Here is a 17,127-nt window from a genome sequence, read left to right on the forward strand (position 1 = left end):
TGTGGGCCGCACGGCCGGGCGATCAGGCGGCGGTGAAGTTGCCGTGGAAGCCGAGCGGCAGGCCGTAGGGCAGCACCGCCTGCGCGATGGGGCCGTCGCCGATGCGCGCCGCATCCAGCAGGTTCAGCACCGTGGCCTGGCGCCGGGCGTCGTAGGTGGTGCCAAGCAGCCAGGCGTCGAGCTCGCCCGTCTTGCCGGGCTTGGGCACCAGCACGTGCTCTTCGGCCACCACGTGCTCGCCGTAGTCGTGGCGCTGCGTGCGGCCGGTGTGCGTGTCGAGCAGTTGCACGCCATGCAGCAGGCCGTAGTCCTGGCGCGCCGGGTACAGCGGCCAGGCCGCGGCCGTGAGCAGCCAGCGTGCCGGCAGGCCGATGCGCTGCGGGTGCACGCGCGGGAACTCCACATCGCCAGCCAGCTTCTGCACTTGCACGCGGCCCGTGCCCATGTGCAGCCGGGCCAGGCGCAGGCCGCTGTCGCTGACCTGGGGCGCGGCGCGGCCGGCCATCATCGCCACGGCGCCTTCGTCGAGGAAGCTCGCATCTGGCGCGCCGATGTAGCTGAGCGCGATCTCGCCGTCGGCCGCCTCGAATGCGTTGCCGACATGGAACACCATCTCGGCCGGCAGCTCGAAGACGCGGCGCCTCGTGATGTCGGCCTTCTCCATCACCAGCACGCGCAGCGGCTCGCCGAGAGCCAGCTTGAAGCGGTGGCGGCCGTCGGCCGGGCGCTGCATGAAGTCGATGCCCACCGGCGGCAGCGGCACCACGAGGTAGCGCTCGGTGACGGCGAGGTCGTGCACCATGGTGCCGCGCAGGCCGGCGGGCAGTGGCAGCTCGCCCACCTGGGCGCGCACCAGGCGGCCCTGGCCGTCGATGTGCCACACCACCAGGCGGTGGCCGGCGGTGCCGATGTTCCACAGCTGGCCGGCAGCGTCCACCTTGGGGTGGGCCGAGAACGGCACTTGTGCCAGGTCCTGGCGCCAGGTCACCGGGCCCGTGGTGGCCAGGTCGGCCGGGTTCAGCGCGTAGGCCGAGCCGCCTTCCCACATCGCCAGCACCTGCCCGGCGTGTTCCAGCGCGTTGGTGTTGGCCACGTTCACCGCATCGGGCCCACTGATGGGCGGCCCGCCGGCGATGTGCGTGCCCAGCGTGGGCAGCAGGAATCGACCGGCACTCTGCTCGGCCTTCAGCTTGCTGGTGCGCACGAGGCGGCCGCGGTGCCGCACGGCGCCGTCGCCGATGCTGAACTGCTGCACCATGCCGTCGCCGTCGAACCAGTGGTGGTAGCGCTGGCCGCCGCGTTCGAAGAGCGCCGGGCCGTTGCGGTAGAAGCGGCCTTGCAGCTCGGCCGGCCAGCGGCCGCGCAGCGAGGCCACGGCATCGCGGTCGCCGGTGATGTCGTCCACGCCCTTCAGCGGGGCCAGCAGCGGCTGGCGAGGCCTGGCGTTGTCGAAGTCTTGCGGGCGGGCGGCGGCGTGCGCGGCACCCGCGCCCAGGCCCGTGAGGGCGGCCAGGCCCGCAGGGCCCAGGCTCAGCAGCAGTTGGCGGCGTTGCAGCATGGTCGTGCCCCTGCTCACATCGACATCTTCACGGCGATGGGGCGGCCATCCAGCGCCACCTTGCCGGTGTCCCACTGCGGCCCGAACATGCCCGGGTTGCCCGATGAGCCCCAGGGTTCGGTGGGCATGCCCATGAGGTTGCGGCCCATCTTGCCGTCGCTGTCGAGGTCCTGGAACAGCATCAGTGCGACCTCGCTGCCGCTCAAGCCGCAGAGCTGCACGCTCATGCGTGCCTCGCCGGCCGGCACGCGGATCGACTTCAGCGGGCGCTTGCCGAAGGTTTCGGCGCTGCCATACGCAGCGATCATCACCTGGCCCTGGCCGGGGCGTACGTTGTCGATCTCCACCTTGGCGCAGTACCCGTCCGGGGTGTTGCTGGCCGAGGCTGCGGGTGCGGCCGCAGGGGCAACCAGCGCCTGCGCGGCGATGGGGCCGCTGGCGAGGATGAGGGTGCCGCAGAGCAGCAGGCCGCCGATGCGGACGGCAGGGGCGTTCGGGGTGTGCAGTGGCATGGTGTGGCTCCGGTGGGGTGGGATGGCCACACTGTGTCGGTCTTGGCCCGCGGGCTCCATGCCGCTGCGACGGCGCGGCAGTGCGCGTCGCCAAATGAGCGCAGCCCGCCGCGAAGTGCAGGCGGGCCGCGACGGCGCCAGCAGGATGCGGGGGCCAGGCAGGGCTCCCCGCGGCGCTCTAGCGGTTCGCGCGGCGGCGACCAGGGCGCAGGGCCAGGGCCCCGAGCCCGGCCAGCACCAATGAAAGGCTGCCCGGCAGCGGCACACCCTGCACGGGCGGCGGCTCCGGCGGGCTGTCGAAGCTGACGCCGCGCACCCACATCACCGCGTCGGCGTAGTCCAGCGCGCCAAAGGTCTCGAAACCCAGCAGCCAGGTGTTGGTGCCGACGCTGCGCGCCCGCACGGCGCCCTGGCCGCTGGCCAGCACCTGCGCCGCTGCGTTGCCGGCCAGGCCCAGGCCCGCATCGCCGGCAAAGGCCTCCGCCTGCATCCCGAAGACCAGCGCCTCGAAGGCGGACAGACCGCTGATGGTCCGCGAGCGGCTGATCGAATCGATGGTGAGGCTGAAGTCGCCCGCCGCATCGGCCGCGGACAGCCCGTCGCGCGTGCTGAACAGTGCGCCGCTGCCCTGCAGGAAGAGCTCGCCGGCGTGCGCGGCCATGGTGCCGACGTAGCGAACCTCCACTTCGCTGCCCACGGCGCGCAGCGGGCCGGCGGCGAAGCCGGTCCCGCTCAGCAGGTCAGCGAGAGCCGCTTGGTCGGCGAAGAACTCGGTGTCGAAGCGGTCGTGGCCGGTCGCCGTGAGTGCGGACTGCCCCGAAACCGGATCGGTGGCCGCCCCGATGACGGGCGCGGCCTGGGCCGCCAGACCGCCCAAGGCCAGACCCCAGGCCAGCGGCAGCGTGCGCATGAACTTCATCGAAGTCTCCAAAGAATGTAGTTTTGATACTTTTGCGGATCGGGCGAACCGCGCATCCTCGACTTCTCTCGAGGCGAGAGATGCGCCAACCCTCAATATTTCTGCTGGGATTCTCGAAACAGGGGTGATGCAGGCGCATCCGGGGAAACACCCAAGACCCCGCAAGTGACTGTAGTTAAGCTACATCCACAACACCGAGGCCCCGCCTCCGGGCAGCCCTTGCCGCCCGCCAACCCAGGAGACCCCGCCATGCGCCTGCGTCGCATCCCCGCTTTCGTTCCTACTTTGGCTGCCTGTCTGGCAGCGCTCAGCCTGGGCCTGGCCGCTGCGCCGGCGGCGGCCGTTGCCGTGCAGCCGGGCGGTGCCGAGCAATTGGGCGGCCAGCTGAACGCGGCCGGCACGGCGGTGAGCTTCCGGCTGGCTTCACGCCACGCCACGCGGGTGGAGGTCTACCTCTACCGGCAGCAGCACGGCGCGGCGCACGTGGCGCGCTACGTGATGGCCCGGCCCACCGGCAGCGAGGTCTGGCAGGTCAGCGTGCCCGTGGCGGCGCTGCGCAACCTGGGCTTCGACATCGACCCCGCCAACCCGGACAAGCTCTTCACCAACATCTTCTACGGCTACCGGGCCTGGGGTCCGAACTGGCCCTACAACGCGGCGTGGACGCCGGGCTCGCAGGCCGGCTTCATCACCGACGTCGACACCCAGGGCCACCGCTTCAACCCCAACAAGCTGTTGCTCGACCCCTATGCGCTGGAGACCACGCACGACTACCTGAGTGCGGCCGTCAGCCCGGCGAACACCGATGCCACGGTCTACGCCAGCGGCGCTGGCGACCGCATCCGCGACAGTGCCCTGGTGGCGCCCAAGGGCGTGGTGGCCATGCCCTTCGGCCAGGGCTACACGCAGCTGTCCACGGGCACCGCGCCCGTGCGGCCGGCCAAGGACGATGTGATCGTCGAGGCCCACGTGCGCGGCTTCACGGCCGGCGACGCCAGCGTGGGCGCCTGCCGGGGCACCTATGCCGGCGCGGTGGCCAAGATCCCGCACCTGCAGGCCATGGGCATCAACACCATCGAGTTCATGCCCGTGCACGAGACCGACAACGAGGCCAACGACCTCGAGCACGCCCCCACGCAGCGCTCGGCCACCAGCACGCGCGGCGACAACTACTGGGGCTACATGACGATCAGCTACTTCGCGCCCGACCGCCGCTATGCCTGCGACAAGCGCATCGGCGGCCCCACGCGCGAGTTCGCGGGCATGGTCAAGGCCTTCCATGACGCGGGCATCAAGGTGGTGGCCGACGTCGTCTACAACCACACGGCAGAAGGTGGCACCTGGAGCGGCAGCGACCCCGCCAAGGCCAGCCTCTTCAGCCTGCGCGGCATCGACAACGCCAGCTACTACCTGCTGACGCGCGCGCCCGGCACCGCCAACGACCGCGCCTACTACTACGACATCACCGGCACCGGCAACACGCTGAACACGCGCCACCCCCGCGTGCAGAAGCTGATCGTCGATTCGCTGCGCTACTACCGGCAGGCCTTCGGCATCGACGGTTTCCGCTTCGACCTCGGCATCGCGCTGGCCAACACCTACGACAACGACACCAACCCGAACGACCCGCAGCGCTTCTACTTCAGCCGCAGCAGCGCCGACACCGCGCTGGCGCAGGTGGCCGCGGCCTTCCCGGGGGTCTTCCTGTCCGGCGAGCCCTGGGGCCTGGCGCCCGGTGGCCAGGGCTACCAGCTGGGCCAGATGCCGGCCGGCTTCAGCGAGTGGAACGGCGGCTGGCGCGACGTGATCCGCCGTGCCCAGAACAAGTACGGCGTGAAGGACGGGGACGCCACGCGCGGCCGCATCGCCACGCGCCTTGCGGGGTCGGCCGACCTCTACGGCGATGCCGGCGATGGCCGAGGCAAGCCCTGGTACTCGGTGAACTTCCTCAACGTGCACGACGGCTACACCTTGAAGGACGTGTACTCGTGCAACGGGCAGAACATCAACCAGCCCTGGCCCCTGGGCCCCAGCGATGGCGGCACCGCCGACGAAGACCAGTGGGACAACTTCGGCAATGCCGTGCAGCAGCGCCAGCAGGCGCGCACGGGCTTCGCGCTGCTGATGCTGAGTGCCGGCATCCCCATCTTCAACGCCGGCGACGAGTTCCTGCGCAGCCTGAACTGCAACAACAACCCCTACAACGTGGACAGCGCCGGCAACTGGCTGAACTGGAACCTCAGCGCCGAGCAGCAGCACTTCCAGACCTTCGCGGCGCGCTTGCTGCAGTTCCGCAAGAACCAGCCCGCCCTGCGGCCCGAGAACTTCTATGCCAGCACCGACGGCAACGGCAACTTCATGGCGCCGCTGGACTGGTTCGGCGCCGACAAGAGCTACCGCACCAATTCCAGTGACGGCAGCTGGTGGAACGCCACCGCCAGCAGCCCTGACGGCAGCGGCCAGAACCGCACCCTGGCCTGGCGCTACGACGGTTCCGAACTCGGCGGTGGCGACACGGTGCTCGTGCTCTACAACGCCGAGCCCAACACGCGCAACTTCACGCTGCCGTGGACGGGCCCGGGCAAGAACACCTGGTGCCGCGTCACCGACACGGCCAGCTGGGCCGAAGGTCCGGGCCAGGTGGACCTGGCGGCCAGCACCTGCGTGGGTGGCGAGAACGCCAGCTACGGCGTGAACCCGCGTTCGCTCGTGATCCTGGTTGCCCGCTGAAGGGCCCGGTCGGGGCCGGCCGAGAAGGGCACGTCAGCAGCGCCCCGCTCGCCCTTCATTCGCCCTTCACACGCCCGCGCCCGGCCTTCACCTCGGCCCGCACCGCCTTGCCCGCCAGGCGCCGCTGCTGCGAGCCGTAGGTGGGCTTGGTGGCACGCCGGGCCTTGGGCTGCACCGTGGCGGCGTCCACCATCTCCTGCAGGCGCAGCAGCGCATCGGCCTGGTTGCGCGGCAGGCTGCGGTGGTCTTGCGCCTTGATGACGACGGTGCCGTCGCCGCTGATGCGCTGGTCGGGCTGCGCCAAGAGGCGCTGCTTCACGTCATCAGGCAACGAAGAGGCCGCGACGTCGAAGCGCAGGTGCGCCGCGCTGCTGACCTTGTTGACGTTCTGCCCGCCCGCACCCTGTGAGCGGATGGCGCTGAAGTCGACCTCGGCGCGGTTGACCAGCACGCGCCGGGCCACGGCCGTTCAGGCCTTCTTGCCGCGCAGCAGGCCCACCACGAACAGCAGCGCCAGCGCACCGGCCACCGAGGCGAACCAGCCCGCCGGCTCGCCCGCGGCATACCAGCCGAACACGCGCCCGGCCACGCCCGCCACCACCGAGCCGCCGATGCCCAGCAGGCAGGTGAGCACCCAGCCCATCTTCTGCTCGCCGGGCATGATGCCGCGCGCCAGGAAGCCGACGATGAGGCCGAGAACGATGTGGCTCAGGATTTCCATGCGGGGCGGGCTTTCCGGGCTGTGAAGGAAAGGGAAGTCATCAGTCGCTGCTGCGCATGGGCACACGCGGCGCCACCGCGCACATCAGCTCGTAGCCGATGGTGCCGGCCGCGTGCGCCACGTCGTCGATGGCCAGCAGCGCGCCGCCCGGGCCGCGGCCCCAGAGCGTGACCTCGCTGCCCACGCCGGCCTGCGGCACGGGCGTGAGGTCGACCGCCAGCATGTCCATCGAAACGCGGCCCACGGTGCCAGTGCGCACGCCGTCCACCAGCACCGGCGTGTCGGTGCCGGCGTGGCGCGGGTAGCCGTCGGCATAGCCGCAGGCCACGATGCCGATGCGCTGCGGCTCGCGCGCCGTGTAGCTGCTGCCGTAGCCCACGGTGTCGCCAGGCTGCAGCTGCTGCGTGGCGATCAGGCGCGAGCGCAGCGTCATCGCGGGCTGCAGGCCCCAGTGCTGGATGTCGTGGGCCGGGAAATCGGGCGCGCTGCCGTAGGCCATGATGCCGGCCCGCACCCAGTCGTTGTTGAGCCCGTGCCGCAGCGTGGCCGCGCTGTTGCTCACGCTGCGTTCACCGGGCAGGTCGTGCGTGGCCGCGGCGAAGGCGCTGAGCTGGTGGTCCACGCCGCGCGGGCCGTCGGCGTCGCTGAAGTGCGTCATCAGCGAGATCTCGTCCACCTGCGGCAGTGCGTTCAAGCGCACCCAGGCGCTGCGGAAGGCCGCCGGCGTGAAGCCCAGGCGGTTCATGCCGCTGTTCATCTTCAGGAAAACGCGGTGCGGCTGCTGCGTCTTGTGCGCGGCCAGCCAGTCGATCTGCTGCTCACAGTGCACCACGTGCCACAGCTGCAGCCGCGAGCACAGCTCCAGGTCGCGCGGCTCGAAGCAGCCTTCCAGCAGCAGGATGGGGCCGCGCCAGTCGAGTGCGCGCAGGCGCTCGGCCTCGGCGAAGTCGAGCAGCGCAAAACCATCGGCAGCGCGCAGGCCTTCGAAGGCGCGTTCGATGCCGTGGCCGTAGGCGTTGGCCTTCACCACGGCCCACACCCGCGCGTCGGGCGCGGCGGCGCGGGCGCGGGCCAGGTTGTGGGCCAGGGCCGCGGTGTGCACCAGGGCTTCGATGGGGCGGGGCATGTCGTGACGGGTTGCGGTGGCGGGCCGAGGGTGCGGTTTCATTCTGCCAGCCCGGCCCGGTGCGCCAGGGGTCGCGTGCTATAACCCGCCGGCCCCGAAGATGGAGACAAGACGCACCGGCACCAGGCCGGGCGTGCCCTGCGCGCGACACGATGAAAAAAGGTTTCTCGACCATCATGTCGGCGCAGTTCTTCAGCTCGCTGGCGGACAACGCGTTGCTCGTCGCCGCCGTCGAGCTGCTGCGCCTGAGCCAGGCACCCGCCTGGCAGGTGCCGGCGCTGGCGCCGATGTTCGCGCTGTTCTACGTGATCCTGGCGCCCTTCGTGGGCGCCTTCGCCGACAGCATCCCCAAGGGCCGGGTGATGTTCATCAGCAACTCGATCAAGATCGTGGGCTGCCTGATGATGCTGTTCGGCAGCCACCCGCTGCTGGCCTACGCCGTGGTGGGCCTGGGCGCCGCGGCCTACGGGCCGGCGAAGTACGGCATCCTCACCGAGCTGCTGCCGCCCTCGCAGCTGGTCAAGGGCAACGGCTGGATCGAAGGCCTGACCATCGCCTCCATCGTGCTGGGCATCCTGCTGGGCGGGCAGCTCATCGGCCCGCGCATCTCCACCGCGCTCCTGGGCTTCGACCTGCCCTACATCAGCACCGGCATCGACACCGCGCCTGAGGCCGCCATCTCGTCCATCGTCTGGCTGTACCTCATCGCCGCGGCCTTCAACCTCTTCATCCCGCGCACCACCGCGCCGCTCATCCCCATGCAGGGCGCCGCCGCGCTGGTGATGGACTTCTCGCGCTGCAACAGCCGCCTGTGGGGCGACAAGCTGGGGCAGATCACGCTGGCCACCACCACGCTGCTGTGGGGCATCTTCGGCAACCTGCGGCTCATCGTCTTCGCCTGGGCGGCCGCAGCGCTGGGTTACGGCACGGCGCAGGCGTCCAACCTGGCCGGCGTGGTCGTCATCGGCTCCATCCTCGGTGCGGTGGCGGCATCGTTCCTCACCAAGCTCGACAAGGCCACCAACGTCATCCCCATGGCCGTGGCCGTCGGCTTCTTCATGATCGGGCTGGTGTTCATCAACAGCCTGGCCACGGCGGTGCCCTTCCTGATCGGCATGGGCGCGATCTGTGGCTACCTCATCGTGCCGATGAACGCGCTGCTGCAGCACCGCGGCCACAACCTGATGGGCGCCGGCCGGTCGATCGCCGTGCAGAACTTCAACGAGCAGGCCTGCATCCTGGGGCTGGGCGCGCTGTACGTGCTGATGACACGCTTCGGCATGTCGGCCTTCGGCGCCATCACCGTGTTTGGCATCCTCGTGGCGCTGGTGATGGAGATCATCCGCCGCTGGCACCGCCGCAACACGGTGGTTCACCGCGAAGAGGTCGAGCGCCTGCTGGTCATCGCCCGCACCGACTCGCACTGAGCGCGGGCATGCCACCCGCCACCTCCAGCGCGCTCACGCGCGCCCTGCCGGCGCTGGCCCTCACCTTCAACGCCTTCGTCTGGGGTGTCTCGTGGTGGCCGTTCCGCGAACTGCAGGCCCGCGGCCTGCACCCGCTGTGGGCCACGGTGCTGGTCTACGCCGTGGCGGTGGTCTTCATCAGCCTGTGGCGGCCGCAGGCCTGGGGCCAGCTCTGGCGCGCGCGCACGCTGTGGGTGCTGGTGCTGGCCTCGGGCACCACCAATGCGGCTTTCAACTGGGGCGTGACGGTGGGAGACGTGGTGCGCGTCGTCCTTCTTTTCTACCTGATGCCGCTGTGGGCCGTGCTGCTGGCGCGCCTGCTGCTGCAGGAGGCCTTGACAGCCCAGGCCTTGGCCCGCGTGGCCCTGGCGCTGCTGGGCGCGGTGATCGTCCTCTGGCCTGAGGGCGGGGGCCTGCCCCTGCCCCGCACGCTGCCCGAGTGGCTGGGCGTTCTGGGCGGCTTCACCTTCGCGCTGAACAATGTGATGCTGCGGCGCGAGGCCCACCAGCCCGAGGCGGCGCGGGCCCTGGCGATGTTCCTCGGGGGATCGGTGGTCTCGGCGGTGCTGGCCACGGCCTTGATGGTGCAGGGCAGCGTGCCCGCGTTGCCGCCCGTGGCGCCGGGCTGGGCGCTGGGCGCGCTGGCCCTGGCCCTGGCCTTTCTTGCCAGCAACCTGGCGCTGCAGTACGGCGCTTCGCGCTTGCCCGCCAACGTGACGGCGGTGGTGATGATCACCGAGGTGCTGTTCGCCAGCGGCTCGGCGGTGCTGCTGGGTGCCGGCACGGTGACGCCGGCCCTCGCGCTGGGGGGCGGCCTGATCGTGGCCGCGGCCTTGCTCGCCGGAAAAGAATGAACCGGGTTCAGGTCTGTGCCGCACCGGCGTCGGCCGCGCTGGGCTGGGCCAGCGGCAGGCCCTGGCGGTCGAGCAGGCGTTGCAGTTCGGGCAGGTCCAGCGGCTTGGCCAGGAAGGCGTCGCAGCCCGCCAGTGCAGCGCGCACGCGGTCGAGCTCGCTGTGGTGGGCCGAGACGATGATGACCATGGTGCTCATCAGCGCCGGCGTGTGCTTGATGCGCTGGCACAGGGTGTGGCCGTCCAGTTCGCTGGCCTCGCCCAGCTCCACATCGAGAAACACCACCTCGTAGCTGTGCTGGGCCAGCAGCGCAGCGGCCGCCTGGCTGGTGCTGGCGTGGTCGATCTGCAGCTGCCAGCGCGCGAGGCGGGTTTCCATGAAGCGCAGCGCGATGGCGCTGTCGTCCACCAGCAGCACGCGCGGCGTGGGCGGCATCTGCGGCCCGCGTGCCACCTTGGGCGCTTTCGGCGGTTTGGGCGGTCGGGGTGGCGCGGGCTGCAGCACCACGGCGGCCGGTGGTGCCGGCGAGGGCTGCGGCGGCGGAGGCGGCAGCCATTCGGCCTCGGCCCCGGGGTTGGGCGGGGCCGTCATCGGCAGCGGCGGTTCGTGCGCGGGCAGGTCGGGCTCGGGTTGCAGTGAGGGGTCGGCCGGCAGCAGCAGGCTGTGGCCAGGGGCGGCATCCACGGGCAGCGGCTCGGCGTGCAGCAGCAGGTCTTCCAGGGGCGGCGGCATGGGCGCGCTGAAGGGCAGGTCGCCCAGCAGCGGGCTGGCATCGCGGGCCTCGGGGTGGCTGCGGCGGTGGCGCGCGAGCTGGATGATGGTGGTGGAAGGCCCTGCGAAGTCGTCGCGCGCTGCGCGCTGCGCCAGGGCCTGGGCCACCAGGGCGTCGAGCGCACGCATGACATGCAGCGCGTCGATGGGGCGGGCCAGCCACGAGCGTGCGTTCTCTGGTGCTTGCGTGCCGATGAACACGGTTTCGCCCAGGCGTTCGATGGCCTCCACCAGCGCCACCGAAGGCGCGTGGTCGGCATCGGCCACCAGGAAATCGGCGTCGGTGAGCGTGCCCACCTGCTCGTAGGCGGGTGTGCGGTTGTGGGCCAGGCGGAAATACGAAGCCAGCGCCTTGCGCTCGAAATCGCCAAAGCCCAGGAATGCGACGCGGTGCGGCATGTCGGTGGAACAGCATGGGGCCCCGCGGTCCGGGGCAGGCGGCGGATGGTGGAGGCCCGTGTGCACGCTGTCAAACCCCCGGGCCGGGGCAAGCCGGGCGATAACATCACGCCCCGCTCCAGCCCTGCCGCGCCTGCCGCGTCCGCACCATGGCCACCAGCCTCTACGACTTCGATGCCGTCACCATCCAGGGCCAGCCGGCGCAGTTCTCGCGCCACAAAGGCCAGGTGGTGCTGATCGTCAACACCGCCAGCGCCTGCGGCTTCACGCCGCAGTTCGCCGGGCTGGAGAAACTCTGGAAGGACTACGGCCCGCGCGGCCTCGTGGTGGTGGGTTTCCCGAGCAACGAGTTCGGCGGCCAGGACCCGGGCAGCGACGCGCAGATCGCGTCTTTCTGCGAGATGAACTACGGCGTGAGCTTCCCGATGATGGCCAAGACCCAGGTCAACGGCAGCAGCGCGCACCCGCTGTGGCAGTGGCTCAAGGGGGAGAAGCCCGGGCTGCTGGGATCGCAGGCCATCAAGTGGAACTTCACCAAGTTCCTGGTGGGCTGCGACGGCCAGGTCATCCAGCGCTACGCCCCCACCGACACCCCCGAGGCGCTGCGCGCCGACATCGAGAAGGCCCTGGCGGCCTGAGCCCCGAGCAACCCGACCCATGAGCTTCTTCAGCCACCTCGAGCCCTACGCCGGCGACCCCATCCTGAGCCTCAACGAGGCCTTCCAGAAGGACCCGCGCAGCGACAAGGTCAACCTCTCCATCGGCATCTACTTCGACGACGCCGGCCGCATCCCCGTGCTGCAGAGCGTGAAGCAGGCCGAGGCGCAGATGCTGGCCGAGAGCGGCCCCAAGCCCTACCTGCCCATCGAGGGTTCGGCCGCGGCGCGCAGCGCGGTGCAGCAGTTGCTCTTCGGCGCTGACCACGAAGTGCTGCGCAGCGGCCGCGTGGCCACGCTGCAGACCGTGGGCAGCAGCGGCGGCCTGCGTGTGGGCGCCGATTTCATCAAGCGCTGGCTGCCCGGCAGCGCGCTGTGGGTGAGCGACCCCACCTGGGACAACCACCGCGCGATGTTCGAGGGCGCCGGCATCACGGTGAACACCTACCCCTACTACGAACCGGCCACCGGGGGCCTGGCCTTCGAGGCCATGCTGGCCACCTTGCGCACGCTGCCCGCGCGCAGCCTGGTGCTGCTGCACGCCTGCTGCCACAACCCCACCGGTGTGGACCTCACGCCCGCGCAGTGGCAGGCGCTGGTGCCTGTGCTGCGTGAGCGTGAACTCATCGCCTACCTCGACCTGGCCTACCAGGGCTACGGCGACGGCATCGAGGAAGACGCCTACGCCGTGCGCCTGCTGGCCAGCGAGGGCCTGAGCTTCTTCGTCGCCAACAGCTTCAGCAAGAGCATGAGCGTGTACGGCGAGCGTGCCGGCGCCCTGAGCGTGGTGTGCCCCAGTGCGGCCGAGGCCGAACTCGTGCTCGGCCAGCTCAAGGCCACCGTGCGGCGCAACTACAGCAGCCCGGCGCTGCACGCGGCCGGCATCGTCAGCCGGGTGCTGGGCGAACCGGCGCTGCGCGCCAGCTGGGAAGCCGAGGTGGCCGCCATGCGCGAGCGCATCGCCACCATGCGGCGCAGCCTGCACGGCGTGCTGTCGGCCAAGAAGCCGGGGCGCGACTTCGGCTACGTCCTCACCCAGCGCGGCATGTTCAGCTACACCGGCCTGAGCGCGGCGCAGGTGGACCGCCTGCGTGAGGAGTTCGGCGTCTACCTGGTGCGCAGCGGCCGCATGTGCGTGGCAGGGCTCAACACCGGCAACGTGGAGCGCACGGCCAGCGCGGTGGCGGCCGTCATCGGCTGAGGCCGGCGGCCTTCAGGCTGCGGGGGCCGGGCGGCGGTCGGCCGCAGCGCCGCGCACCTGCTCGCGCAGCCAGCGGTGCGCGGGCGTGGTGTCGTGGCGCAGGTGCCAGAGCATCTCCACCGTCACCGGGCTGAGTGTCAGCGGCAGCTCGCGCGTCACCAGTTCCGGCCCGCCGCCGGTGGCTTCGACAAAACCTTCGGGCAGCACCGTCAGCAGGTCGCTCTGCGCCACCACGCGGCCTGCGGTGAAGAACTGGTTGACGGTGAGCACCACGCGCCGCGTGCGCCCCAGGCCCTGCAGTGCCAGATCGACATAGCCGAAGGCGCGGCCCGAAAAGCTCACCAGCAGGTGGTGCGCGGCGCAGAAGCTGTCCACCGTGAGCGGCGCGTCAGCCAGCGGGTGGCCGCGGCGCATCACGCAGACGTAGCGCGTGTCGTAGAGGCGCGCGCGGCGCAGCGCGGTGTCGTGGCCCTGGGCCACGATCTCGGCCACGGCCTCCGGGAAGAAGCCCACGGCCAGATCGGCCTCGCCACCTTCCAGCAGCTTGCGCGGGTCGCGCGTGGTCAGCGGCAGCACGCGCAGGTTCACCAGCGCCTGGCTTTGCTCGATGCGCGCCACCAGCCCGGGCGCCAGCAAGGCCGCCGTGGCGTCGGCCATCGCGATGCGCAGCTGCACGGCGTCGCTGCGCGGGTCGAAGCTGTCGGGCGCCAGGGCCTGGCGCAGCGTGCCCAGCGCGTCGCGCACCTGTGGCCACAGGCTCAGCGCCAGCGGCGTGGGTTTCATGCCGTGGGCGCTGCGCACGAAGAGCTCTTCGCCCACCGCATCGTGCAGGCGCTTGAGCGCGTGGCTCACGGCCGGCTGCGTCATCGCCAGCGTCTGCGCGGCGCGTGTGAGGCTGCCTTCGCTCATCACGGCGTCCAGCACCCGCAGCAGGTTCAGGTCGAGGGTGCGGAAGTTCAGCGCCATGCTTGCCTCATGAGCCGAATGAATATCGGCCATGAGGATTATTCACTTGCAAGGCATTGGTGGTAACCCTAATCTCTCGACCATCGCCCCACACCCCGGGGCCTTCACGGAAGCAAGCCATGAGCAGCACCATCACCGTCCAGTCGCCCATCAAGGTGGCCGCACCGCGCGGCGCCAAGCTCGCCGCCGCCCTGGCCGTCGGTTTCGTGCGTTGGCTGGAAGCGCAGAGCCGAGCCCGCGCCGAGCGCCGTCTGCAGGCCACGCGCCTGGCCGAAGCCGCCGAACTGCGCCTGTACGCCGCCCGCTTCGCGCGCCACGACCCGCGTTTCACCAGCGACCTGCTGGCCGCCGCCGACCGCCACGAGCGCGCCGAGTAAAGACGCCCCGCGCGGCCGGGGCCCCGTGCCTCAGGCCGCGCGCAGCCCGGCGGGCTGCAGCCGCAGCAGTTCGCCGTAGAGATCCTTCGGGTCGTCCAGGGCGGGCACCAGGTCGATGGGCCGGCCCAGGCCGAGTTCGGCCGCCAGCGTGCGCATCAGGCGCAGCGCTTCGAAGTCTTCCAGCGCGAAGCCCACCGAATCGAAGACGGTGATGTCGCCCTCGGCCTGGCGGCCGGGCGCCTGGCCCAGCAGCACCTGCCAGAGTTCGGTGACCGGAAAGTCCGCCGGCATCTGCTGCACATCGCCCTCGATGCGGCTCTGCGGCTCGAATTCCACGAACACGCGCGCTGCCTCCAGCACGCCCGGATGCAGTTCGGTCTTGCCCGGGCAATCGCCGCCCACCGCGTTCAGGTGCATGCCCGGCGCCAGCATGTCGGGCGTGACGATGGTGGCACGGCGCTTGTCGGCCGTGACGGTGGTGACGATGTCGGCCCCTTGCAGGGCCTCGGCCGTGCTGGCGCAGGCCACCGTCTTCAGGCCCGGCACCGCGCGCAAATGGCGCTGCAGGCGTGCCGTGGCCGCCGGGTCGGTGTCGAAGAGGCGCAGCGTGGAGATGCCCATCAAGTGGTGGAAGGCCAGCGCCTGGAACTCGCTTTGCGCGCCGTTGCCCACCAGCGCCATGGTGCGGGCGCCAGGGCGGGCCAGCAGCTGGGCGGCCATCACGGAGGTGGCGGCGGTGCGCATCGCGGTGGTAAGCGTGAGCTCGCTCAGCAGCAGCGGCCGGCCCGTGGCCACCTCGGCCAGCACGCCGAATGCCATCACGGTGGGCAGGCCCAAGCGGCCGTTGTTCGGATGACCATTCACGTACTTGAAACTGTAGTGCTCGGCATCGGCGACCGGCATCAGTTCGATCACGCCTTCGGCCGAATGGCTGGCCACGCGGGCCACCTTGTCGAAGTCCTGCCAGCGGCGGAAACCGGCTTCCAGGCCTTCGACCATCCGACGCAGCACCTCGGGCAGGCCGTGGGCGGCCACGATGTGGGCGATGTCGGCGGTGCTGAGCAGGGTGGTCATGGCAGGGCTCCGGGGCTGTTTGAGGCAGATGCAGCATTGTTCGGGGCCTGCATGACAAACAGAAGCGACAAGATTGTCTCGAATCCGACAGACTTCTGGCGTTCTGACAGTGTTCGCTGTCAAATGGCTGGATGGATTCCACCGACCAGCAACTCATCGCCCTGCTGCGGCAAGACGCCCGCGCCAGCGTGGCCACCCTGGCTGCCCGTTTGGGCGTGTCGCGCGGCACGGTCACCAACCGCATGCAGCGCCTGGAAGACGCCGGCGTCATCACCGGCTACACCGTGCGCTTGCGGCCAGACACCGAACCCAACCTCATCACGGCCTGGATGAGCATCACCGTCGAGGGCAACCAGACCCGTGAAGTCATCGCTCACTTGTTGGGTGAACCTGGTGTGGCCAGCTTGCACGACACCAACGGCCGCTGGGACTTGCTGGCCGGTCTGCGTGCACCCAACCTCGTGGAACTGGCTGCCGTGCTGGAGCGTGTGCGGCTGATCAAGGGCATCGCCGGCACCGAGACCAGCATCCACCTGCAGACCTACAAGTTGTCCTGACGCCACGAGAGGCCGGGTTTTCCCTGGCATCATCCGCCCCCCGCCAGACCCATGGCCCGGCGGGAGGGCTGATTCTTCGCAGAACGCGAAGAGAGCGTTGATGCAAAAACAACGCTGTCATGGGAACGCCACACGAGTTCCCTAGTCTCAGGCTCTGTGCCGGGGCGCCGCTCCGGACTTCTTTGCCAACCTGCCGGGCCGTTTGCCCGGCGACATTCCGATAGGAACCCCATGAACAAGACCACGACCACCCTGGCCGCAGCGGCCCTGCTGAGCCTGGCCGGCTCGGCCATGGCGCAATCGTCCGTCACCGTGTTCGGTGTCATCGACCTGGCCGCGCGCTCGGTGGACAACGGTGCCAGCCAGTACCAACTGGCCGGCAGCGGCCTGAACAGCAGCCGCCTCGGCTTCCGCGGCACCGAAGACCTCGGTGGCGGCCTGAAGGCCAACTTCTGGATCGAAGGCGCCATCAACGCCGACGACGGCAACGCCACCGGCCAGACCTGGCAGCGCCGCTCCACCATCGGCCTGCAAGGCGGTTTCGGTGAAGTGCGTTTCGGCCGCCAGAAGAACCCCACCGGCCTGACCTGGGAACAGCTCGACGTCTTCGGTGACACCGGCATGGCCGCTTCGGGCCGCCTGCACCAGCTCTTCTCGGTGCCCACAGGCGGCGCCTACAGCTCGTTCTCTCGCTCCAGCAACAGCATCTCCTACGACAGCCCCACCGGCACCGGCTTCTTCGGTACCGCGTTCGTGGCCGCCGGCGAAGGTGCCGTGGGCAACAAGTACATCGGTGGCCGTGTCGGCTACCGTGCGGGCGATCTGTTGGCCGTGTTCTCTTATGGCGAGACGCAAGTTACGCCCAGCATCGACGCCAAGCTGATCACCTTCGGCGCCACCTACGACCTCAAGGCCGTCAAGCTCTTCGGCATGTACAGCACCACCGACGTGGGCGCTGCCGACCAGAAGAACCTGCTGATCGGCGCCTCGGTGCCGCTGGGCGCGACCACGCTGCGTGCTTCGTTCCACAAGGCCGACGGTGGCGGCAGCATCAGCAACCGCGAAGCCAAGCAGTTCTCGCTGGGCGCCCAGTACGACCTGTCGCGCCGCACCGCGCTGTACACCACGTACTCGAAGATCGACAACAGCAACACCGCGCTGACCGTGGCCACGGGCTCGACCCTGCGCTCGGGTGACGGTTCGTCGGGTTACGAGTTCGGCATCCGCCACTCGTTCTGACCG

18 protein-coding genes are annotated in these 17,127 nt (G+C 70.3%); 9 read left to right on the forward strand and 9 right to left on the reverse strand.

Features of this window, described 5'->3' with window-relative positions:
- Positions 1-22 precede the first annotated feature (22 nt).
- The 3 genes from EOE66_RS03290 to EOE66_RS03300 all read right to left on the reverse strand — a co-directional run bounded on the left by EOE66_RS03290 (position 23) and on the right by EOE66_RS03300 (position 2,989).
- Positions 23-1,558 carry a carotenoid oxygenase family protein gene (locus EOE66_RS03290; protein WP_128227230.1) on the reverse strand — a complete coding sequence of 512 codons (1,536 nt, stop codon included), beginning with the start codon at positions 1,556-1,558 and terminating at the stop codon, positions 23-25.
- Positions 1,559-1,572: 14 nt separating this feature from the next.
- Positions 1,573-2,070 (reverse strand): DUF2141 domain-containing protein, encoded by a 498-nt coding sequence (locus tag EOE66_RS03295; RefSeq protein WP_164884979.1) that lies wholly within the window; start codon positions 2,068-2,070, stop codon positions 1,573-1,575.
- Positions 2,071-2,248: 178 nt separating this feature from the next.
- Positions 2,249-2,989 carry a hypothetical protein gene (locus EOE66_RS03300; protein WP_128227232.1) on the reverse strand — a complete coding sequence of 247 codons (741 nt, stop codon included), beginning with the start codon at positions 2,987-2,989 and terminating at the stop codon, positions 2,249-2,251.
- Between EOE66_RS03300 and EOE66_RS03305 the strand changes: the two genes are divergently transcribed.
- Positions 2,979-3,158 (forward strand): hypothetical protein, encoded by a 180-nt coding sequence (locus tag EOE66_RS03305; protein WP_128227233.1) that lies wholly within the window; start codon positions 2,979-2,981, stop codon positions 3,156-3,158. The genes EOE66_RS03300 and EOE66_RS03305 overlap by 11 nt on opposite strands.
- A gap of 80 nt (positions 3,159-3,238) precedes the next feature.
- The gene (locus tag EOE66_RS03310) at positions 3,239-5,719 is read left to right on the forward strand and encodes an alpha-amylase family glycosyl hydrolase (RefSeq protein ID WP_128227234.1); all 2,481 of its coding nucleotides are present in this window, start codon (positions 3,239-3,241) and stop codon (positions 5,717-5,719) included.
- Positions 5,720-5,774: 55 nt separating this feature from the next.
- On the opposite strand, the gene arfB is transcribed toward EOE66_RS03310, so the two are convergent.
- Genes arfB through alr form a run of 3 tightly spaced genes read right to left on the reverse strand, consistent with a single transcriptional unit; the run spans position 5,775 to position 7,566 of the window.
- On the reverse strand, positions 5,775-6,182 hold the full coding sequence (gene arfB, locus EOE66_RS03315; RefSeq protein WP_128227235.1) for an alternative ribosome rescue aminoacyl-tRNA hydrolase ArfB: 408 nt from the start codon (positions 6,180-6,182) through the stop codon (positions 5,775-5,777).
- Between the two features lie 6 nt (positions 6,183-6,188).
- The gene (locus EOE66_RS03320) at positions 6,189-6,440 is read right to left on the reverse strand and encodes a GlsB/YeaQ/YmgE family stress response membrane protein (RefSeq protein ID WP_128227236.1); all 252 of its coding nucleotides are present in this window, start codon (positions 6,438-6,440) and stop codon (positions 6,189-6,191) included.
- A gap of 40 nt (positions 6,441-6,480) precedes the next feature.
- Positions 6,481-7,566, reverse strand: a complete 1,086-nt coding sequence (alr, locus tag EOE66_RS03325; protein WP_128227237.1) for an alanine racemase — start codon at positions 7,564-7,566, stop codon at positions 6,481-6,483.
- 152 nt (positions 7,567-7,718) lie between these two features.
- On the opposite strand from alr, the gene lplT reads away from it, so the two are divergent.
- Positions 7,719-8,993, forward strand: a complete 1,275-nt coding sequence (lplT, locus tag EOE66_RS03330) for a lysophospholipid transporter LplT (protein ID WP_128227238.1) — start codon at positions 7,719-7,721, stop codon at positions 8,991-8,993.
- Between the two features lie 8 nt (positions 8,994-9,001).
- Positions 9,002-9,886 (forward strand): EamA family transporter, encoded by an 885-nt coding sequence (locus EOE66_RS03335; protein ID WP_128227239.1) that lies wholly within the window; start codon positions 9,002-9,004, stop codon positions 9,884-9,886.
- 7 nt (positions 9,887-9,893) lie between these two features.
- Here EOE66_RS03335 and EOE66_RS03340 read toward each other — a convergent pair whose 3' ends face one another.
- A complete protein-coding gene (locus EOE66_RS03340) occupies positions 9,894-11,054 on the reverse strand; it encodes a response regulator (RefSeq protein ID WP_128227240.1) in 1,161 nt (386 codons plus the stop codon).
- Between the two features lie 149 nt (positions 11,055-11,203).
- On the opposite strand from EOE66_RS03340, the gene EOE66_RS03345 reads away from it, so the two are divergent.
- Both EOE66_RS03345 and EOE66_RS03350 read left to right on the forward strand, forming a co-directional pair.
- Positions 11,204-11,692, forward strand: a complete 489-nt coding sequence (locus EOE66_RS03345; RefSeq protein WP_128227241.1) for a glutathione peroxidase — start codon at positions 11,204-11,206, stop codon at positions 11,690-11,692.
- A 19-nt stretch (positions 11,693-11,711) separates the two neighbouring features.
- Positions 11,712-12,911: an amino acid aminotransferase gene (locus tag EOE66_RS03350; protein WP_128227242.1), complete on the forward strand. Its 1,200-nt coding sequence runs from the start codon at positions 11,712-11,714 to the stop codon at positions 12,909-12,911.
- Positions 12,912-12,923: 12 nt separating this feature from the next.
- On the opposite strand, the gene EOE66_RS03355 is transcribed toward EOE66_RS03350, so the two are convergent.
- Positions 12,924-13,871: a LysR family transcriptional regulator gene (locus EOE66_RS03355; RefSeq protein WP_205702628.1), complete on the reverse strand. Its 948-nt coding sequence runs from the start codon at positions 13,869-13,871 to the stop codon at positions 12,924-12,926.
- Positions 13,872-13,996: 125 nt separating this feature from the next.
- Between EOE66_RS03355 and EOE66_RS03360 the strand changes: the two genes are divergently transcribed.
- Positions 13,997-14,254, forward strand: a complete 258-nt coding sequence (locus tag EOE66_RS03360; protein WP_128227244.1) for a hypothetical protein — start codon at positions 13,997-13,999, stop codon at positions 14,252-14,254.
- A 30-nt stretch (positions 14,255-14,284) separates the two neighbouring features.
- Here EOE66_RS03360 and ocd read toward each other — a convergent pair whose 3' ends face one another.
- The gene (ocd, locus tag EOE66_RS03365; protein WP_128227245.1) at positions 14,285-15,328 is read right to left on the reverse strand and encodes an ornithine cyclodeaminase; all 1,044 of its coding nucleotides are present in this window, start codon (positions 15,326-15,328) and stop codon (positions 14,285-14,287) included.
- Positions 15,329-15,459: 131 nt separating this feature from the next.
- Between ocd and EOE66_RS03370 the strand changes: the two genes are divergently transcribed.
- A complete protein-coding gene (locus tag EOE66_RS03370) occupies positions 15,460-15,885 on the forward strand; it encodes an Lrp/AsnC family transcriptional regulator (protein WP_128227246.1) in 426 nt (141 codons plus the stop codon).
- 231 nt (positions 15,886-16,116) lie between these two features.
- Positions 16,117-17,124, forward strand: a complete 1,008-nt coding sequence (locus EOE66_RS03375; RefSeq protein ID WP_128227247.1) for a porin — start codon at positions 16,117-16,119, stop codon at positions 17,122-17,124.
- The last annotated feature ends 3 nt before the right edge of the window (positions 17,125-17,127 follow it).

The sequence above is a fragment of the Rubrivivax rivuli genome, from assembly GCF_004016505.1.
In the GTDB taxonomy this organism is placed as follows: Bacteria; Pseudomonadota; Gammaproteobacteria; order Burkholderiales; family Burkholderiaceae_C; genus Rubrivivax; species Rubrivivax rivuli.